Annotated in this window: 11 protein-coding genes and 1 tRNA gene; 9 read left to right on the top strand and 3 right to left on the bottom strand. The window is 74.6% G+C overall.

Features of this window, described 5'->3' with window-relative positions:
* Positions 1–27 precede the first annotated feature (27 nt).
* Positions 28–3,192: a UrvD/REP family ATP-dependent DNA helicase gene (locus tag ASF82_RS09560; protein WP_056056540.1), complete on the top strand. Its 3,165-nt coding sequence runs from the start codon at positions 28–30 to the stop codon at positions 3,190–3,192.
* Entirely contained in the window at positions 3,189–6,491 is a 3,303-nt protein-coding gene (locus ASF82_RS09555; protein WP_056056539.1) for an ATP-dependent DNA helicase, read from the top strand. The genes ASF82_RS09560 and ASF82_RS09555 overlap by 4 nt, the downstream gene beginning before the upstream one ends.
* 7 nt (positions 6,492–6,498) lie before the next feature.
* Here the strand turns inward: ASF82_RS09555 and ASF82_RS09550 are convergent, their stop codons facing one another.
* The gene (locus tag ASF82_RS09550) at positions 6,499–7,500 is read right to left on the bottom strand and encodes a phosphotransferase (RefSeq protein WP_056058855.1); all 1,002 of its coding nucleotides are present in this window, start codon (positions 7,498–7,500) and stop codon (positions 6,499–6,501) included.
* A 74-nt stretch (positions 7,501–7,574) separates the two neighbouring features.
* Between ASF82_RS09550 and nudC the strand changes: the two genes are divergently transcribed.
* Both nudC and ASF82_RS09540 read left to right on the top strand, forming a co-directional pair.
* A complete protein-coding gene (nudC, locus tag ASF82_RS09545; protein WP_056056538.1) occupies positions 7,575–8,507 on the top strand; it encodes an NAD(+) diphosphatase in 933 nt (310 codons plus the stop codon).
* Positions 8,504–10,216: an ATP-dependent helicase gene (locus ASF82_RS09540; protein WP_082514526.1), complete on the top strand. Its 1,713-nt coding sequence runs from the start codon at positions 8,504–8,506 to the stop codon at positions 10,214–10,216. Before nudC ends, ASF82_RS09540 begins: the two co-directional genes overlap by 4 nt.
* Before the next feature lie 847 nt (positions 10,217–11,063).
* On the opposite strand, the gene ASF82_RS09535 is transcribed toward ASF82_RS09540, so the two are convergent.
* A complete protein-coding gene (locus ASF82_RS09535; protein WP_056056537.1) occupies positions 11,064–12,512 on the bottom strand; it encodes a zinc-dependent metalloprotease in 1,449 nt (482 codons plus the stop codon).
* A gap of 105 nt (positions 12,513–12,617) precedes the next feature.
* Between ASF82_RS09535 and ASF82_RS09530 the strand changes: the two genes are divergently transcribed.
* The 4 genes from ASF82_RS09530 to ASF82_RS09515 all read left to right on the top strand — a co-directional run bounded on the left by ASF82_RS09530 (position 12,618) and on the right by ASF82_RS09515 (position 18,299).
* Positions 12,618–13,721, top strand: coding sequence for a PDZ domain-containing protein (locus ASF82_RS09530; RefSeq protein WP_082514525.1), 1,104 nt, complete (start codon positions 12,618–12,620; stop codon positions 13,719–13,721).
* Positions 13,722–13,823: 102 nt separating this feature from the next.
* Positions 13,824–16,769, top strand: coding sequence for a UPF0182 family protein (locus tag ASF82_RS09525; protein WP_235491248.1), 2,946 nt, complete (start codon positions 13,824–13,826; stop codon positions 16,767–16,769).
* A gap of 142 nt (positions 16,770–16,911) precedes the next feature.
* Positions 16,912–16,985, top strand: a tRNA-Met gene (locus ASF82_RS09520).
* A 183-nt stretch (positions 16,986–17,168) separates the two neighbouring features.
* A complete protein-coding gene (locus tag ASF82_RS09515) occupies positions 17,169–18,299 on the top strand; it encodes a glycerate kinase (RefSeq protein WP_056058847.1) in 1,131 nt (376 codons plus the stop codon).
* Here ASF82_RS09515 and ASF82_RS09510 read toward each other — a convergent pair.
* Complete coding sequence (locus ASF82_RS09510) at positions 18,296–19,495, bottom strand: aminotransferase class I/II-fold pyridoxal phosphate-dependent enzyme (protein ID WP_056058844.1); 1,200 nt, start codon at positions 19,493–19,495, stop codon at positions 18,296–18,298. The two genes, ASF82_RS09515 and ASF82_RS09510, sit on opposite strands and share 4 nt — an antisense overlap.
* A gap of 178 nt (positions 19,496–19,673) precedes the next feature.
* Here ASF82_RS09510 and ASF82_RS15785 point away from each other — a divergent pair.
* On the top strand, positions 19,674–19,897 hold a 224-nt coding region (locus tag ASF82_RS15785), incomplete at its 3' end, for a hypothetical protein (RefSeq protein ID WP_200931993.1).

Below are 19,897 nucleotides of genomic sequence, written 5' to 3'. Positions count from 1 at the left end.
TCGGTGGCGGCCGGTAGCGTCGACCCCATGGTGGCGACGGCGTTCCGACCGGTGACCGACGACGAGCGCGCAGCGCGCGTCGTCGAGCTCGACGCGTCCCAGCGCGCCGTGCTCGAGCTGGCCGACGGGGCGTCCGCCGCGGTCATCGGCGCCCCGGGCAGCGGCAAGACGACCACGCTCGTCGAGTTCGTCGTCGATCGCCTGCAGCGGCGGGGCTGGGCCCCCGGCTCCGTGCTGGCGCTGTCGCCGACCCGCACGACGGCCACGCGCCTCCGCGACGTCCTGGCCGCGCGCGTCGAGGTGCCGACGCCGGGCCCCCTGGCGCGCACCGTCGCCTCCCTCGCCTTCGACGTCGTCGGCCACTCCGCGCGCCTCGCGGGGCAGGTGCCGCCGACGCTGCTCACCGGCGGCGACCAGGACAGCATCGTCCGTGCCGTGCTCGAGGGGCACCTCGCCGACGGCGGCGGGCCGGCCTGGCCCGACGAGCTCGGCCCACGCGTGCGGGCGCTCCGCGGCTTCCGCACCGAGCTGCGCGAGGTCCTGATGCGCACCACCGAGCAGGGACTGTCGGGCGACGACCTCCGCCTGCTGGGCGACCGGCTCGACCGGCCCGCCTGGCGGGCCGTCGCCGACTTCGCCGACGAGTACCACGCGGTCGTCGACGGCCTGGCCGGCCGCCGCCTCGACTCGGCCGAGCTCGTCGACTTCGCCGTGGCGGCCCTCGACCGCGGCGAGACGGCCCCCGCCGTCGACGGCCTCCGCGTCGTGCTCGTCGACGACGCCCAGGAGGCCACCCGGTCGACGGTCGCCCTCCTCCGCGCCCTGGTGCGGCGCGGCGTCGCGGTCGTCGCCCTCGGCGACCCCGACCTCGCCACGACGGCGTTCCGCGGCGGCAGCCCCGACGTGCTCGGCCGTCTCGCGCCGCGGCTCGGCCTCGACCGGGTCGAGACCCTCTGGCTGACCCGGGTGCACCGGCACGACGACGCCCTGCGCGAGCTCGTCGGCCGGGTCACGGCCCGCATCGGCACGGCCGCCGCCGGGCGGCAGCACGCGGCCGACGCCGCCGGTCCGACGGCGGACGAGGGGCCCTGGCGCGGCGTGACGCCGGTGGTCACCGTGCAGGCCGACAGCCCCGCTCACGAGGTGTCGGGCGTGGCCCGGCTGCTCCGCGAGCACCACCTCCTGCGCGGCGTCCCGTGGGCGCGCATGATGGTCGTCGTCCGCAGCGGTGGGCAGGTGACCTCGGTCGCGCGCAGCCTCCAGCTCGCCGAGGTGCCCACACGGACTCCGGTGGCGGGCCGGGCCGTGCGCGACGAGCACGGGGCTCGGCACCTCCTCCTCGCCGCCTCGGTGGCGGTCGGTCGTGACCCGCTCACGGCCGACGTGGCCGCCGACCTGCTGCTCGGCCCGCTCGGCGGGTTCGACCCCCTCTCGCTCCGGCGCCTCCGCCTCGCCCTCCGGGCGGAGGAGCTCGCGGGCGGCGGCACGCGATCGGCCGACGCCCTGCTGGTGGAGGCCCTCGGCGCCCCCGGGCGCTTCGTGACGATCGACTCGAGGCCGGCCGCCCGGGCCGGCCGGGTCGCAGCCAGCCTCGACGCCGCCCGGCGGGCGGCCGACGAGGGCGCGAGCATCGAGGAGGTCCTCTGGGGGCTGTGGGAGCGCAGCGGCCTCGCGACCGAGTGGTCGACCCGGTCGGCCGGGCGCGGCATCGTCGCCGCCGAGGCCGACCGCCACCTCGACGGCGTCGTCGCCCTCTTCACCGCCGCCAAGCGGTACGTCGAGCGCACGCCCGAGGCGCCCGCCGTGGGGTTCCTCGACGCCCTGCTCGACGCGGAGGTGCCGGAGGACACCCTGTCGCCCCAGGCCTCGGCCGACTCCGTCCTCGTCTGCACCCCCGCCTCCGCCGTGGGCGTCGAGGTCGACGTGGTCGTCGCGGCCCGGGTGCAGGAGGGCGTCTGGCCGAACCTCCGCGTGCGGGGCGCCCTCCTCGGGCCCGACGAGCTCGTCGACGCCGCCGAGCGGCTGCGCGCGGGCGAGCTGGACGGCCCCGCCCCGGCCGCGCCGACCGACGCGCGCGCCGGCGTCCTCAGCGACGAGCTCCGAATGTTCGCGCTGACGGTGTCGCGGGCGCGCCGCCAGGTCGTCGTGTCGTGGACGGCCGACGACGCCGAGGGGCCGTCCGTCTTCTCCCGCCTGCTGCCCGCCGACGTGCCCCGCGCCTCCGGCGGTCACCCGCTGTCGCTGCGGGGGCTCGTGGGCCACCTGCGCCACGCGCTCGTGACGACGCCGAGGGGCGTCCGCGGCGACGCGGCGGCCCGGGGGCTCGCCCAGCTCGCCGAGGCCGGCGTCGCCGGGGCCCACCCCGGGCAGTGGTACGGCCTGGCCGAGCCCACGACGACGGCCCCGCTCGTCGACCTCGCGGTGCCCGAGACGCACGTGCCCGTCTCGCCGTCGCAGCTCGGCTCGTTCGAGGAGTGCCCCCTGCACTGGTTCGTCGACCGCTTCGGCGGCTCCGCCCCGAGCGCGGCGATGGGCCTCGGCACGGTGCTGCACGACGTGATGGAGCACGCCACGGCGACCGACGTCGAGTCGCTCTGGGCCGCGGTCGAGGAGCGCTGGGGCGAGCTCGAGTTCGAGTCGCCGTGGATCGCCGAGGCCGAGAAGAGACGAGCGCGGCAGATGACCGAGAGCCTGTCGTCGTACCTGCGCGACTTCGAGGCCTCCGGGGCGGAGCTGCTCGCCGCCGAGTCGTCGTTCACCCTCGACATCGGCCCGGCCCGGCTCCGCGGGGCGATCGACCGCGTCGAGCGCACCGCCCAGGGCGCGGCCGTCATCGTCGACCTCAAGACCGGTCGAGCCGTGCCCACCTCGCCGCGCGCCGTGGCGGAGCACCCCCAGCTCGGCAGCTACCAGGTCGCGCTCGCCGACGGGGCGATCGAGGAGGTGCCCGAGGGCACGGCACCCGGGGGCGCGAAGCTCGTCATCGTCTCGTCGGGGGTGCGCGGCAAGCTGTACCGCGAGCCCGCCCAGGCGCCGTTCGACGCCGAGACCCTCCAGGGCTTCCGCGACCGGGTCACCGACGCCGCGGAGGGCATGGCCGGGCGCGTGTTCGTGGCCCGGCTCGACGAGCACTGCGAGGGGCGCAACGGCGGCACCTGCCGCATCCACGTCGTCGGGGAGGTTAGCTCGTGAGCGTCGCCGCCCCGCCCCCGACGACGGGCGCCCCGGCCGCCCCCGCACGGGGTCTCCGCTCGGCCGTCGAGATCGCCGAGGTGCTCGGCCTGCCCCGCCCCACGGCTGAGCAGCAGGCCGTCATCGAGGCGCCCCTCGAGCCGGCCCTCGTGGTGGCGGGCGCCGGCAGCGGCAAGACCGAGACCATGGCGAACCGCGTCGTCTGGCTGCTCGCCAACGGCCTGGTCGGGGTCTCCGAGGTGCTCGGCCTCACCTTCACCCGGAAGGCCGCGGGCGAGCTCGGCGAACGGATCGAGCGCCGCGTGCAGCAGCTCTCGGCCGCGGGGCTGCTCGGCGACGACGTCGACCCGTTCGACGCCCCGACCGTGTCGACCTACAACGCCTTCGCCAACGGCATCTTCCGCGACAACGCCCTCCGGGTCGGGCGCGAGAGCGAGGCCCAGGTGCTCGGCGAGGCGTCGTCCTGGCAGCTGGCGCGCTCGCTGGTCGTCGCGAGCACCGACGACCGCCTCGCCGGGCTCGGCCGCAGCGTCGACTCGCTGACCGAGGCCGTCCTCAGGCTCAGCCACGCGCTGAGCGAGAACGTCGCCGACGCGGCCGACGTGGCCGACCTCGCCGAGCGGTTCCTCGACCTCGCGGGCCTGCCGTCGACGAAGGGCACGCCGTACAAGTCGGTGGTCGACGCCGTGGCGGCCGTCGCCGCCCTCCCTCCGCTGCTCGAGCTGGCGAGGGCCTTCTCGGACGAGAAGGCGCGCCGCGGCTTCGTGGAGTACTCCGACCAGGTCGCGCTCGCGCTCGAGGTCTGCGAGACGGCGCCCGACGTGGTGACCGAGCTGCGCGCACGCTTCCGGGTGGTGCTGCTCGACGAGTACCAGGACACCAGCGTGGTGCAGACGACCCTCCTCTCGCGCCTCTTCGGCGGCACGGGCGTGATGGCGGTCGGCGACCCGCACCAGTCGATCTACGGCTTCCGCGGCGCCTCCGCCGCCAACCTGGGGCGGTTCCCGGTCGACTTCGGGGCCGCGCCGGGCGCTCTCTACAGCCTGTCGACGAGCTGGCGGAACGCCTCGCGGGTGCTCGACGCGGCCAACGCGGTCGTCGCCGAGCTGGCCGCGGCGGCCGAGGGCGCCGTCGCCGAGCTCAGCCCGCGCCCCGCGGCGCCCGAGGGCCGGGTCGAGGTCGTCTTCGAGCAGACCCTGCCCGCCGAGGCGGACCGCGTGGCCCACTGGCTCCAGCGGGAGCTCGACCCGGCACGGCACGGGGGTGCCGAGCCGCGGACGGCGGCGATCCTCTTCCGGTCGAAGAAGACCGTGCCGGCGTTCGTCGAGGCGCTCGCCGCCCGCGGCGTCCCGTACCACGTGCTCGGCGTCGGAGGCCTGCTGCAGCGGCCCGAGGTCGTCGACCTGGTGTCGTGCCTCCGCGTGCTCCACGACCCCGCGGCGGGCTCCGAGCTGATCCGCCTGATGGCGGGCGCGCGGTGGCGCGTCGGGCTGCACGACATCGCCGTGCTGCGGTCGGTGTCGTCGTGGCTCTTCTCCCACGACCACGCCCAGCAGCAGCTGGGCGACGACGTCGCGGCGGGCTTCCGCGCCTCGGTCGCCGTGGGCGAGCACGGCTCGATCGTCGACGCGCTCGACTTCGTGACGACAGCTCCCGAGGGCCACCGCCAGCTCGCCGAGTTCAGCCCCGAGGGGCTCGCGCGTCTCCGGCGCCTCGGCTCTCAGCTCGCCTTCCTCCGCGGCCGCGTCGGTCTCGACCTGGTCGACCTGGTGACCCTGGTGCAGCAGGAGATGCTCCTCGACGTCGAGGTCGGCGCCGCGACCGGCCAGGGGCACGGCGGAGCCTGGCTGCAGGCGCTGGAGGACGAGCTGGCCGGCTACGTGGCCACCGACGAGTCGGCGACCCTCGGGGGCTTCCTCTCCTGGCTCGCGGCGGCCGAGCGACGCGACGACATGGGCCCGCGCTCGGAGGACGGCGAGCCCGGCACCGTGCAGCTGCTGACCGTCCACGGCTCCAAGGGCCTCGAGTGGGACGTCGTGGCCGTGCCGCGGCTCGTCGAGGGGGAGCTCCCCGGCACCTCGCGGGAAGGCGTCGGCTGGCTCGGCTTCGGCGAGCTGCCGTTCGAGTTCCGCGGCGACGCCGCCGAGCTGCCGCAGCTCGCCTGGCGGGGCGTCGACGACCAGAAGGAGTTCGACCAGGGCCTCGCCGCGTTCCGGGCCGAGCTCGTCGAGCGGCACCTCGCCGAGGAGAGGCGCCTCGCCTACGTGGCCCTCACGCGGGCCCGCGACGCCGTCCTGCTGAGCGGGTCGTTCTGGTCGACCACCGTCAAGCCCCGGGCGGCGAGCCGCTACCTGCGCGAGCTGGTCGACGCGGGGGTCCTGCCCCCGGGCGCGCTGCCCGAGCTGCCCGACGACGACGAGAACCCCCTGGCCGACACGACCCGGGAGCTCGCCTGGCCCATCGACCCGCTCGGCCCGCGACGGGCCGCCGTCGAGGGAGCGGCGGCCCGGGTCAGCCGTGAGATCGCCGCCCGCACGGTCGAGCCCGACCGCCCCGACGTCGTCGACGGACCGTGGTCGGCCGACATCGACCTGCTGCTCCGCGAGCGCGACGCGATCCGCGAGCGGGCGGGGTCGATCGACCTCCCGCAGCGCATCCCCGCCTCGCGCTTCAAGGACTACGTCAGCGACCCGGCCGCGGTCGCGGCGTCGCTGCGCCGCCCCCTGCCCGAGAGGCCCTACCGGGCGACCCGGCTGGGCACCCTCTTCCACGAGTGGGTGGAGGAGCGGTACCGGCCGACGGGGCGAGCGGAGGTCCTCGACGCCTGGGCCACCGAGATCGACCTCGACGACGAGCGCGTCGGCGGCACGGCGGGCCTGGTCGACCCCGACGACGCACGGCGCCTCGTCGAGCTGCAGCGCACGTTCGAGCGCTCGCCGTGGGCGGGCGTCGAGCCGGTCGAGGTCGAGCTCGAGGTGCACCTGCCGCTCGGTCGCCGCACCGTCATCTGCAAGATCGACGCCGTCTTCGAGCGCGACGGGCGCTGGCAGGTCGTCGACTGGAAGACGGGCGCTGCGCCCGTCGACGCCGCCGACCTCGAGCTCCGGCAGCTGCAGCTCGCCCTGTACCGCGAGGCCTGGGCGAGCTTCCGGGGGGTGCCGGCCGAGAGCGTCGACGCGGTCTTCTACTTCGTCGCCGACGACGTGGTCGTCGAGCCGCGGCACGTGGCCGACCGGGCCGAGCTGGTCGCGCTCTGGGAGGCGGTCGAGGCCGGTCGTCCGACGTCGGCCGCGACCTAGGGGCGGCCTAGGAGTGCCGGCGCTCCGTCGAGGCGAGCAGCTCCTCGACGCCGTCGAGGTCGAGGGCGGCCGTGCCGCCGGCGCCGATGCCGCCCTGCGAGCTGGCCTGCAGCCGGTCGACGAGGTCGGTCATCATGCCCACGGCGTCGTCGACGACCGCGGTGCTCTTCGTGCTCGTGCCGTGCAGCAGCCACTTGGCGAGGTCGAGCTCGCGGTACAGCGTGGCCCGGTGGCGCAGCTGGTGGTCGCTGGTGCCGCGGGCGGCGTTGTAGGCGTCGAAGGCGGAGTCGATCGCCTCGCGCCCGGGGGCGCCGAGCAGCCAGGCGAGGTCGCGTGCCGGGTCGCCCACCTGGAGGTCGTGCCAGCCGAGCACCCCGCTGACAGCGTCGTCGACGACGAGCACCGACGACGCCTCGAGCGAGGCGTTGACAACCGTGGGCTGGAACTGCCAGAGCACGCTGTCCTGGATCGCCGCCTCCCACCGCTCCAGCAGCGCGGCGGGGAGCAGCCGCGTCGAGGCGGCCCGGTCGACGAGGGCCGCCGACGACCGCATCGCCTCGAAGGGCGTGTGGCTCGTGAGCCCGGCGTCGGTGACGAAGCTCGTGGGGAGCGAGTGGATCGCGGCGATGCCGCGGCCCAGGGCGGTGGGCAGGCCGGAGCCGGAGGTGACCTCGCTGCTGCGGAGGTGGCGCCCGGGCACGAAGTCGTAGACGATGCCGCGCGTGCGGCCGATCGGCGCCTGGCCCCGGTACTGCGGGACGGCGAAGGGGAGGCGGCCGCGGACCCCGGCGCTCAGGGCGCGCAGCGCGACGAGGTCGGCGGACTGGGTGGCCTCGGCGCGCTGGCTGCGCGGCACCCGCACGATCAGCTGCTCGCCGTCGCTGCTGCCCACGACCGCGGAGTCGTAGTCGCCGCCCTGGGAGGAGCCGTGCGGCGACGCCGTCACGACGTCGAGCTCGGCGACGGCGGCCGTGGCCAACGCGGCTAGAGTGAGATGAGATCTGGCCATGCCCTCAGGGTAGGCCGCCGCGCCCGGTGCCACTCCGCGCGCCACGCTGTCAACTCGCGATGATTGGTCGTCCGATGTCCTCGCCGCTCACGCCCCGCCTCCCGCTGTCCCGGCAGCAGGTCGACCGTGACTACCTCACCCGCGAGCGTCCGGGCGTGGTCGCCGAGCTGCTGTCGTCCGCCGACACGAGGGTGCTGCCCGTCTGGCGCGGCCGGACCCTGATGGCGACGCCGTCGGCGCTGGCCCTGCTCGAGCCCGCCGCCCTCGGCCAGGCTCGCGACCACCTCTACCTCGGCCGGTCGCTCGACCCGGCAGCCGCCGAGCCCGTCGGCACCCCCGTCGTGGCGGCGCTGCTCGACGACGACCAGGCGGCCGCCCTCGAGCCCGACGACGACGCGTGGAGCAGCCCGCGGGCCACGGGCTCGACGCTCAGCGCCCGCGACGTGGGCCTGGCCGTCGAGGCCGTCGCCCTCGCCAACTGGCACGACTCGCACCGCTTCGCCCCGCGCACCGGCCGCGAGCTCGTCAGCGACAAGGCCGGCTGGGTCCGGCGCGACCCCGACGACGGCCACGAGGTGTTCCCGCGCACCGACCCCGCGATCATCGTCGGCGTCACCGACGCCGACGACCGGCTGCTGCTCGGCTCGAACGCCCTGTGGGAGTCCAACCGGTGGTCGCTCCTCGCGGGGTTCGTCGAGCCCGGTGAGTCGCTCGAGCAGGCCGTGCAGCGCGAGGTCTTCGAGGAGAGCGGGGTGAAGGTCGTCGACCCGCAGTACCTCGGGTCGCAGCCCTGGCCTTTCCCCGCGAGCCTGATGCTCGGCTTCCGGGCCGTCGTCGACGCCGCCGACCCGGGGGTGCTCGAGCCCGACGGCGCCGAGATCCTCGACCTGCGCTGGTTCAGTCGCGACGAGCTCGCGGCGAGCCTCGGCGACGTCCTCCTGCCGGGCCGCACGTCGATCGCCCGCGCCATCATCGAGGACTGGTTCGGCGGCGAGCTCGACCAGTGACCGAGGCCGCTGAGCTCATCGCCGGGCTCGACGAGCAGCAGCGCGAGGCGGCCCGTCGGCTGCTCGGGCCGGTCTGCCTCCTCGCGGGGGCGGGCACCGGCAAGACCCGCGCCATCACGCACCGCATCGCCTACGGCGTCGCGACCGGCGTGTACGCCCCGAACCGCGTGATGGCCCTCACCTTCACCTCCCGCGCGGCGGCCGAGCTCCGCGGGCGGCTGCGCCACCTCGGCGCGGGGGGCGTGTCGGCGCGCACCTTCCACGCCTCCGCCCTCTCGCAGCTGTCGTACTTCTGGCCGCAGACCATGGGCGGGCAGATGCCGCGCCTCCTCGACGGCAAGGGCAAGCTGCTGGCGCACGCCGCCGAGCGGCTGCGGCTCAAGCTCGACACCGCCTCGCTGCGCGACATGGCCGGCGAGATCGAGTGGCGCAAGGTCTCCCGGCTCACGATGGACGAGTACGCGCTGAAGGTGCCCTCGCGCTCGCTGCCGCAGTCGGTGTCGGTCGAGGCGGCGCTCGACCTGCACGCCGCCTACGAGGACATCAAGGACGAACGGCGCCAGCTCGACTTCGAGGACGTCCTGCTGGCCACGGTCGGCATGCTCGAGCTCGAGCCCCGGGTCGCGCAGCAGGTCCGCGAGCAGTACCGCTTCTTCGTCGTCGACGAGTACCAGGACGTCTCGCCCCTGCAGCAGCACCTCCTCGAGCTGTGGCTCGGCGACCGCAACGACCTCTGCGTCGTCGGCGACGCCAGCCAGACCATCTACTCGTTCGCCGGGGCCTCCGCCGACTACCTCCTGGGGTTCGGCTCCCGGTACGACGACGCGACGGTGGTGCGCCTCGAGCAGAACTACCGCTCGTCGCGCCAGATCGTCGACACCGCCAACCAGCTCATGCGCGGCCGGCCCGGCGCCCTGCACCTGCACCCCGCGGTCGAGACGACCGGGCCGGTGCCTCCGGTGACGCAGTACCCGACCGACATGGCGGAGGCGCGGGGCGTGGCCCAGACGATCGCCGACGAGATCGCGTCGGGCGTCGCGCCGGAGGAGATCGCGGTGCTCTACCGCGTCAACGTCCAGGCGGCGGCGCTCGAGCGCGCTCTCTCCGACGTGGGCGTCTCGACGCGGGTCCAGGGCGCGACGCGGTTCTTCGAGCTGCGCGAGGTCAAGGAGGCGCTGATGATGCTCAAGGGAGCGGCCGTCAGCATCGTGGGCGAGCCGCTGTTCAAGACGGTCAGCGACGTGCTGCGCTCGCTGGGGTGGACGCAGGAGGCGCCCGAGCAGCGGGGCGCCGTGCGTGACCGCTGGGAGTCGCTGAACGCCCTGATGGGGCTCGCCGAGGCCTCGCCCCCCGACACCACGCTGCGGCAGTTCGTCGACGAGCTCTTCGCCCGTCAGCAGGGGCAGCACGAGCCGACGATGGCCGCCGTCACCCTCGCGACCCTGCACTCGGCGAAGGGGCTCGAGTGGCGGAGCGTCTACCTCGTGGGCCTCAGCGAGGGCCTCGTGCCGATCAGCTACGCGCAGGGGCTCGAGGCGATCGACGAGGAGCGGCGACTGCTCTACGTGGGCGTCACGCGGGCCCGGGAGCGCCTCCGGCTGTCGTGGGGCGCGGCGGGCCAGGGCCGGGGCGGCGAGCGTCGACCGAGCCGGTTCCTGGAGGAGCTCCGCACCCGCAGTCGCGACGCGGCGTCGTCCACGAGCGCGTGACCTCACCGCTCGCCCGGTCGAGGCGGTCGACGGCCGCCGCGTCGTCGCCGGCTCCGTGCTCGGCCACGGCGAGCAGTCGCCGCACCGCCGCCGCGGCCGCCTCGTGCACCACCAGCGACGACAGGGGCGTCGGCGGGGCCGTCACGAGCTGACCGGCGAGGGCGGGCCACGCCGGGTCGGCCTCGCCGTCGTGCAGGTGCAGGCACCGGACGCACGCCGTCACGCCCGGCACGACGACCGGCCCCACCCGCACCGAGCGGTCGCCCGAGCGCACGACCAGGTGGACGACGTCGTGGCGGACCCACTCAGCCGTCACGCACGGGTCGGAGACGAGGCCCGAGACGACCAGGCCCAGGCCGGCAGGCACCGAGGAGGCGCTCCGCGGGTCACCGGGGGAGCCCGCGACGCTCTCGGCGTCGACCCGCAGCACCCCGAGGCCCTCCGCCTGGGCGAGCCGCCCGACGGCGTCGGCGAGGGGCCCCGACCCCGCGAGGCGCACGAGCGGAGTTGTCGCGCGGGGCCCGTCGGCGAGCAGGGCCGGCTCGAGCCGCTGCACGGCGGCGGCGACGGACCCGGCGTCGGCGCCGAGCTGAGCGGCGAGCGCGGTGACCCCGCCGTCGCCGCGACCGGCCACGAGGGCGGCGACCACCGCCTCCTCGAGCCTGCTCACGCCGCGGAGCACGACCAGGGCCCGCTCGACCCCGATCTGGAGGGTGTCGGGGTCGCGCCACAGCACGGGGACGTGGTCGGGCAGGCGGAGGGGGCGAGGAGCGGGCACGCCCCGAGCTTGCTGCAGCGGGAACGGCCGCCCCGCGTTGTCCACAGGCCCGCCCGGGCGGGCCCACGGTCAGCGAGCGGGGGAGGGACCGCCGTCGGGGGAGCCGTCGTCGTCTCGGTCGGTCTCGACGTCGGCGTCGGTCGCGTCGGCGGCGTCGGCCCCGGACTCGACCGCGCTGCCGTCCGTGGACTCGCGGGGACGGTCGTCGCCCGTGTCGGCCAGGAGGTCGGCGATGGCCTGGTCGACGTCGTCGAAGGCGGGCTCGGACGCGGTCAGCCGCGCCACGAGCGCCTGGGGGTCGTCGATGTCGGCGTCGGTCGGGACGATGTCGGGGTGGGCCCACAGCGCGTCGCGCTGCTCGGCCCCGACCGCGGCGCTGACGGCCGACCACATCGCCGCCGCCTCGCGGAGGCGTCGCGGGCGGAGCTCGAGGCCGACGAGCGTCGAGAACGCGGACTCGGCGGGCCCGCCGGCCGCACGGCGACGGCGGACGGTCTCGGCGATCGCGCCGGCCTTCGGCAGGCGCGCGGTCGCCTCGGCGGTGACGACGTCGACCCAGCCCTCGATGAGGGCGAGCGTCGTCTCGAGGCGGGCCAGGGCGGCCAGCTGCTCGTCCGTCTTCGGGGGGATCAGCGCTCCGCTCGCGAGGGCGTCCTGCAGCTGCTCGGGCGACTCGGGGTCGAAGTCGACCGCGAGCTCCTCGAGCCGGCTCGTGTCGATGCGGATGCCCTGGGCGAACTCGCGGATGGACGAGATGAGGTGGAGGCGGAGCCAGCGCGCGTGCCGGAACAGCCGGGCGTGCGCGAGCTCGCGGACGGCCAGGTACAGCTGCACCTGGTCGCGCTCGATGTCGAGGCCCTCGCCGAAGGCGTCGACGTTCTGCGGCACGATCGCGGCCTGCTGGTCGTCGAGCAGGGGGATGCCGACGTCGCCGCCCGAGACGACCTCGGTCGAGAGCTGGCCGACGACCTGGCCGAGCTGGAGGGCGAACAGGGTGCCGCCCACGCTGCGCATGACCTGGCCCGCCCCGGCCAGGAGCGACTGCATCTCGTCAGGGGCCTGCTCGGAGAGCACGCGGGTGAGGGAGTCGGCGATGGACTCGGCGACCGGCTCGGCCAGCTGCGTCCAGACCGGCATGGTGAGGCGCGCCCACTCGGCACGGCTCACGAGCTTCGGGGGGACGGTGAGCTCGGCCACGTAGGTGACCTCGTCGAGCCAGAGGGCCGCGAGGGTGAAGGCCTGCTCGAGGGCCGCGGTGGCGGCCGGGTCGGCGGCGACGGCGGAGGCCGTGCCGACGGCGGTCGCCTGCTGGGTGGCGACGCTCCAGTCGATGCCGTCGCCGCTGCGGCTCACCGCGTCCTGCAGCTGGCTCATCAGCCGGGCGACGAAGGCCGGGTCGGACGGGAGCCCCGCCGCGCCCGCGAGCTTCGACGGATCGATGTCGGAGCCGCCCGCCAGGAACTGGCGCAGCATCTCTCGGAACTCGTCCTCCGGGCCGCGCTGCGGTTCATCAGTCATGCTGACTACGCTAGCTGCTGGCCGCAGGAACAGCCTGGGTTCCGGCCGACGCCTCCCGGTCCGCCGCTGCGCCCGTGGCGAACACCGAAAGGACCGTCCGTGGCCATGTTCACGCCCCCGGCTCGACCCGTCGAGCAGCCCCGTCGCCGTGCCGCCCTCGGGTGGTGGCTGCTCGTCGTGGCCCTGGTCGCCGGGCTCGCGCTCACCTTCCTCCCCTCGCCCTACCTGATCGAGCAGCCGGGCCCCGTCTTCGACACCCTCGGCAGCGCCGACTACGAGGGCGAGAGCGAGCCGCTCATCACCGTCGAGGGCGCCGAGACGTACCCGACGGCCGGGTCGCTCGACCTGCTGACCGTCAGCGTGCGCGGCGACGTCGCGAACCGGCCCAGCTGGCTCGACGTCGTCCAGGCCTGGTTCTCGCCGAGCCGGGCCGTCGTGCCGGTCGAGGCGATCTACCCCTCCGGCGTCTCGAACGAGCAGGTCGACGAGCAGAACGCCGTCGACATGCAGAACTCCCAGAAGTCCGCCGTCGCGGCCGCCCTCGTGCACGAGGGGTACCAGGTGCCCAGCACCGTCACGGTCAGCCAGGTCTCCGACGACGGACCGTCGGCGGGCGTGCTCCGCGAGGGCGACGTCGTGGTCAGCGTGGACGGCGTCGACCTCACGACCAACGGCGACGTCGACGCCCTCCGCGCCGTGGTCGCCGACCACGGGGCCGACGGCCCCGCCGACGTCGTCGTCGAGCGCGACGGTCAGCGGGTGACCGAGCAGGTCACCCCGCAGGAGGTGCAGGGCACGCCGCTCCTGGGCGTCGGCGTGAGCGTCGACTACGAGTTCCCCTTCGACGTGACGCTCCGTCTCGACAAGGTCGGCGGCCCGAGCGCGGGCATGATGTTCGCCCTCGGGATCATCGACAAGACGACGCCCGGCGAGCTCAACGGCGGCGAGACGGTCGCGGGCACGGGCACCATCACGGCCTCGGGCACCGTGGGGCCGATCGGGGGCATCCGCCAGAAGCTGTACGGAGCCCGCGACGCGGGGGCGTCGGTCTTCCTCGCGCCGGCCAGCAACTGCGACGAGGTCGTCGGCCACGTGCCCTCCGGCCTCGACGTCTACGCGGTCGCCACGCTCGACGACGCCGTGACGGCGCTCGAGACCGTGGCCGACGGCGGCGACACCGCCTCGCTGCCCACCTGCACGGCCGGCTGAGGGCCCCTGCACAGCTCCCTGCGAGGAGGCGCGGGCACGGTGGAACGGTCAGGCTCGACACGTAGGATGGCCGTCCACGTCCCCTGAGCCAGGAGCACCCTCTTGACGTCACCTGCATCGTCGCGCACCCCGCGACGTTCGCCCCGAGCGCCGGTCCTCGTGACGGTGGCGATCCTCGCCGCCCTCGTCATCGCGTTCTTCATCTTCTCGTCGCTGCTGACGGACTACCTCTGGTACGACCAGCTCGGGTTCGCGAACGTGCTGACGACGCAGTGGATCGCGGGCGCGGTGATGTTCCTCGTGGGCTTCGTCGCCATGGCCGTCCCGGTCTGGGTCAGCATCGACGTGGCGTTCCGGTTCCGCCCCGTCTACGCGAAGCTCAACTCGCAGCTCGACCGCTACCAGCAGGTCATCGAGCCCCTCCGCCGCGTCGTGGTGCTCGGCGTGCCGATCGTGCTCGGGCTGTTCGCGGGCATCGCGACCTCGACGCGCTGGCAGGTCACCCTGCAGTGGCTGAACCGCACCTCCTTCGGCGAGACCGACCCGCAGTTCGGCCTCGACGTGGGCTTCTACGTCTTCGAGCTGCCCTTCTACCAGGGCGCCGTCGGCTTCGCGTCGGCCGTCGTCCTCATCGCGGGCCTGGCGGCCCTGGCCACGAGCTACCTCTACGGGGCGCTGCGCTTCTCGGGCCGTGACGTGCGCATCTCCCGCGTGGCGCGCATCCAGCTGGCCGTCACCGCCGCGCTCTACCTGGCCCTCCAGGGCCTCAGCCTCTGGCTCGACCAGTACGCGACGCTCACCGACGGCACGAACAAGCTCGTCACCGGCGCCACCTACACCGACGTCGCCGCGGGCATCCCCGGCAAGCAGATCCTCGCGCTCGCCGCGGCGGTCGTGGCGATCCTCTTCATCGTCACCGCGGTCGTGGGCAAGTGGCGCCTCTCCGTCATCGGCACCGCGGCGTTGATCATCATCAGCATCATCGTCGGCGGCATCTACCCCTGGATCGTCCAGCGGTTCCAGGTCGAGCCGAGCGAGCGGACGGTCGAGTCGACCTACATCGAGCGGAACATCGACGCCACCCGGGAGGCGTACGGGGTGGCCGACGTCGAGGAGCAGTCCTACGACGCGCAGAGCGACGCCGAGGCGGGCGCGCTCGCCGGCGACGCGGTCACGACCGCGAACATCCGCATCATCGACCCGGCGCTCGTCACCGACGCCTTCGCCCAGCTGCAGCAGTACCGCCAGTACTACAGCTTCCCCGAGCAGCTCTCCGTCGACCGCTACACGATCGACGGCCAGCAGCAGGACACCGTCATCGCCGTGCGCGAGCTCAACACGGACCAGCTCGGCAACTCGGCGACCCCGTACAACACGACGTTCGTCTACACGCACGGCTACGGCGTCGTGGCGGCCTACGGCAACCAGCGCTCGGCCGACGGCCAGCCCGTCTTCCTCGAGTCGGGCATCCCGGTGACGGGCGCCCTCGGCGACTCGGACACCTACGAGCCGCGCATCTACTTCGGCCAGGAGTCGCCCGACTACTCCATCGTCGGCGGCGACGGCGGCGACGACATCGAGCTCGACTACCCCTCGGGCGCGAACGACAACGGCACGAACCAGACCACGACCTTCGAGGGCGACGGCGGGCCGAAGCTCGACAGCGCGTTCAAGAAGCTGATCTACGCGATCAAGTTCCAGTCGGAGCAGGTGTTTCTCTCCGACGCGGTCAACGACCAGTCGCAGATCCTCTACGACCGCGACCCGGCCCAGCGGGTGCAGAAGGTCGCTCCGTACCTCACCATCGACAGCGCGCCGTACCCGGCCGTCGTCGACGGGAGGGTGAAGTGGATCGTCGACGCCTACACGACGACCCCGGAGTACCCCTACTCGAAGCCGCAGGCCCTGTCGGACGCGATCGCCGACACCTACACCGAGCGACCGGTCTACGCGTCGAACGAGATCAACTACATCCGCAATTCGGTCAAGGCGACCGTGGACGCCTACGACGGGTCGGTCGACCTCTTCGCGTGGGACACCGAGGACCCGATCCTGAAGACGTGGCAGAAGATCTTCCCGTCCACGACGAAGCCGCTGAGCGACATGTCCGTCGACCTGATGCAGCACGTCCGCTACCCGCAGGACATGTTCAAGGTGCAGCGCGCCATCCTCGGCACCTACCACGTGACCGACGCCGACTCGTTCTACTCGAGCGACGACGCGTGGGTGACCCCGAACGAGCCGACGAGCAACACGGCGAACCCGCCGCTGCAGCCGCCGTACTACCTGACCCTGCAGCTGCCCGACCAGGACCCGGCGTTCTCGATCTACTCGACGTACATCCCCCAGCAGTCGGGGGAGAACGCGCGGAACGTGTTGACCGGGTACCTGGCCGCGAACGCCGACGCGGGCACGACGCCCGGCGAGATTTCGCCCGACTACGGCAAGCTCTCACTGCTGACCCTGCCCAAGACGGACACCGTCCCCGGCCCGGGCCAGGTGCAGAACAACTTCAACACCGACACGGCCGTGGCGAACCAGCTGGCGCTGCTCACCCGGGGCGACACCAGCGTCGTGCGGGGCAACCTGCTCACTCTGCCGGTGGGAGGCGGCCTGCTGTACGTGCAGCCGATCTACGTGAAGTCGAACAGCGAGACGTCGTACCCCGTGCTGCAGAAGGTGCTCGTCTCGTTCGGCGAGAAGATCGCCTTCGAGGACACCCTCAACGGAGCGCTCGACTCGCTCTTCGGCGGCAACTCCGGTGCCCAGGCGGGCGACGAGGGCGTGCCGGAGGGCGACACCAGCACGGGCGACACGGGTGACACGGGTGCGGGCGACGCCCCGGACGCCGGTGCCGGCGCCGGCACGGGCGCGACCGGCAACTCGCAGCTCGACCAGGCCCTCGCCGACGCGCAGTCCGCCCTCGAGGACCGCAGCGCGGCGTACCAGTCGAACGACCTGGTGGCCGCGGCGGAGGCCGACGAGCGCCTCCAGACCGCGCTCGAGGCCGCAGTGACCGCGAGCGAGGCCGCGACCGCCGGCCAGTAGCGCCGACCGCTGCACCGGTGACGACCACCGCCCCTCGACCCCGGTCGAGGGGCGGTCGGTCGTCCTGCAGGCGGCGGCTCGGGGTCGGTGGTCGTACCGATTGGACAGGTCGCAGATCGCCTGGTAGTGTTTCTTCTTGTGCCGCGGGGTGGAGCAGTTCGGTAGCTCGCTGGGCTCATAACCCAGAGGTCGTAGGTTCAAATCCTGCCCCCGCAACAGAGAACGCGACACACACAAAAGCCCTGGTCTCCTGACCAGGGCTTTCGTCGTTCCCGCCGCACGGGTCGCGGCCTGCCGGAGGCCGGTGTGGCGGGCCCTGCGGTCCCTTCGCTCGTCGACGTCGGCACCGACCCCGACGCGGCCCTCGCCGCGGGCGCCGGGACGTGTCACTGTGTGCACATGCAGTCGCCCCTCTCCGTCGTCGTCGCCCCGGACTCCTTCAAGGGCACGATCGCCGCGGCGCCCGCCGCCGCCGCCCTGGCGGAGGGCTGGCGGGAGGTCCGCCCCGACGACGTCGTGCGCCTCCTGCCGCTCGCCGACGGGGGAGAGGGCACCCTCGACGCGTTCGAGTCGGCCGTGCCGGGTGCGGTGCGGCACGAGCTCTCCGTCCCCGGGCCCGACGGGCGGCCCGTCACGGCGTCCTGGCTGCTGCTGCCGGGCGCGGTGGCCGTCGTGGAGCTCGCCGCGGCGAGCGGCCTCGGCCTGCTGACGCGTCCGCAGCCGTACGACGCGCACACCCGCGGGCTGGGCCGGCTCGTGGCGGCCGCCCTCGACGCCGGGGCGCGACGTGTGCTCGTCGCGCTGGGCGGCAGCGCGTCCACCGACGGCGGCGCGGGGATGCTGACCGAGCTCGGCGCGCGCCTCCTCGACTCCCTGGGGGAGCCCGTCGTCGACGGGGCCCACGGCCTCGCCGCGGCGTCGCGGCTCGACCTCAGCGGGCTCCGCGCCCTGCCGGTCGACGGCGTCGTCGGCCTGACCGACGTCCGCAGCCCGCTGCTGGGGCCGAGGGGCTCGGCCGCCGTCTTCGGGCCGCAGAAGGGCGCGGGCCCCGACGACGTGCTCGCGCTCGAGGCGGCGCTGGCCTCGTTCGCGTCGCTGGTCGACGTCGACCCGGCCACCCCGGGCGCGGGGGCCGCCGGGGGCACGGGCTTCGGCCTGCTGCTCTGGGGAGCCGTCCTCGAGTCCGGTGCCGAGGCGGTCGCGGAGGCCGTCGACGCCCGCTCCTTCGTCGAGACCGCGGACGTCGTCGTCACGGGGGAGGGCCGGTACGACGCCCAGACCGCCGAGGGCAAGGTCGTCGCCTGGGTCTGTTCGGAGGCCGCACGGGCCGGGGTGCGCACCGCCCTCGTCGCGGGGTCCGTGGCCACGGAGACCGGCTCGTTCGACGCCGTCGTGGAGCTCGCCGTGCTCGCCGGCGGAGCAGCCGAGTCGTCCGCCCGGCCGGAGCCGTGGCTGCGCGAGGCCGGCCGCGAGCTCGCGCGCCGGGAGACCGTCCTCCGTGAGGGAGACGCGAGCGCCCCGGTCGACTAGGTCCGCAGGCGCGCGAGCTGGTCGCCGGCGCGCTCGAGCACCCCGGTCGTCTTGCAGAAGGCGAACCTGAGCAGCGACGAGTGCTCGCGGGCGAGCTCCGGCCCGCAGAAGGCGCTCACGGGCACGGCCACGACCCCGGCGAGCTCCGGCAGCCGACGGGCGAGCTGCGCTGCGTCGTCGAAGCCGAGCGGGCGGGAGTCGGCCACCACGAAGTACGAGCCGCTCGAGGGCGACACCCCGAAGCCGGCGGTCGTCAGCCCCTCCGTGAGGAGGTCGCGGCGTCGCTGCAGGCTGTCGGCGAGGCCCGCGAAGTAGGAGTCGGGCAGGCCGAGGCCGACCGCGACGGCCGGCTGGAAGACCGACCCGTTGACGTAGGTGAGGTACTGCTTGACGGTGAGGATGCGCGTCAGCAGCTCGGCGGGCCCGGTCGCCCAGCCGATCTTCCAGCCCGTCACGCTGAACGTCTTGCCCGCGCTGGAGATGGTGACCGTGCGGTCGGCAGCGCCCGGCAGCGTCGCGATCGGGACGTGGCGGCGGCCGTCGAAGAGCATGTGCTCGTAGACCTCGTCGGTGACGACCACGGCGTCGTGGCGGATCGCCAGGTCGACGAGCAGCTGACGGGTCTCGTCGTCGAGCACGCTGCCCGTCGGGTTGTGCGGGTCGTTCACGAGGACGACCGCCGTGGCGTCGGAGAAGGCGGCCCGGAGCTCGTCGTGGTCGACGCGGAAGTCCGTGCCCCGGAGCGGGACCGTCCGGTGGGTCGCCTTCGTGAGGCCGATGACCGCGCCGTAGGCGTCGTAGAAGGGCTCGAGGGTGAGCACCTCGTCGCCCTCGTCGACGAGGGCGAGCAGGGTCGCGGCCAGGGCCTCCGTGGCGCCGGCCGTCACGAGGACCTCGCGGGCGGGGTCGAGCTGCAGGCCGTAGAACCGTGCCTGGTGCTCCGCGACAGCCTCGAGCAGCACGGGCACGCCGCGCCCGGGCGGGTACTGGTTCAGGCCGGCGTCGAGGGCCGCGTGCGCGGCGTCGAGCACCTCGCGCGGACCGTCCTCGTCGGGGAAGCCCTGCCCGAGGTTGATCGCTCCCGTCGCGGCGGCCAGGGCGGACATCTCGGCGAAGATCGTGGTGGCGAGCCGGCCGTCGTCGTCGAGCAGCCGGGCGCCGCGGGCGACGCGCTGCCAGGGGGCTGGTGCAGTCATGGTCCCGACACCGTAGCCGCCGCCCGCCACACCGGCCAGCCCCGCGTCGTCCGGTGACGGGCGCGGACCCGACGTGCGGCGGGCGCATACCGTGGCCGCAGGACCCGCTCAGGCTCGCCATATGTTCCCCACAGGCAGAGGGACCAGGCTAGCGGGGCTTGGAAGGAGCACCGCGACCATGAACGACACCCCCCGAGGCACCGACGACTCCGACGACGCCACCCGCCCCCCGGAGCCGGTCACGCCGCGCGACCCGTCCGAGGCCCCTCGTGGGCAGGGCGACGAGCCACGGGTCAGCTTCGGTGCGCCGCCCCTGCCGGGGAGCGCCCCGAGGTCGCTGGCCGAGGAGGAGGCGTCTCAGCAGCAGGCAGGCGGGCAGCAGCCGTCCTACCAGCAGCCCGG

Origin of the sequence: Frigoribacterium sp. Leaf164 (assembly GCF_001423665.1) — a bacterium.
Lineage (GTDB): Bacteria > Actinomycetota > Actinomycetes > Actinomycetales > Microbacteriaceae > Frigoribacterium > Frigoribacterium endophyticum.
Note: the sequence above shows the minus strand (reverse complement) of the source record. Positions and strands in the feature narration are given on the sequence as shown.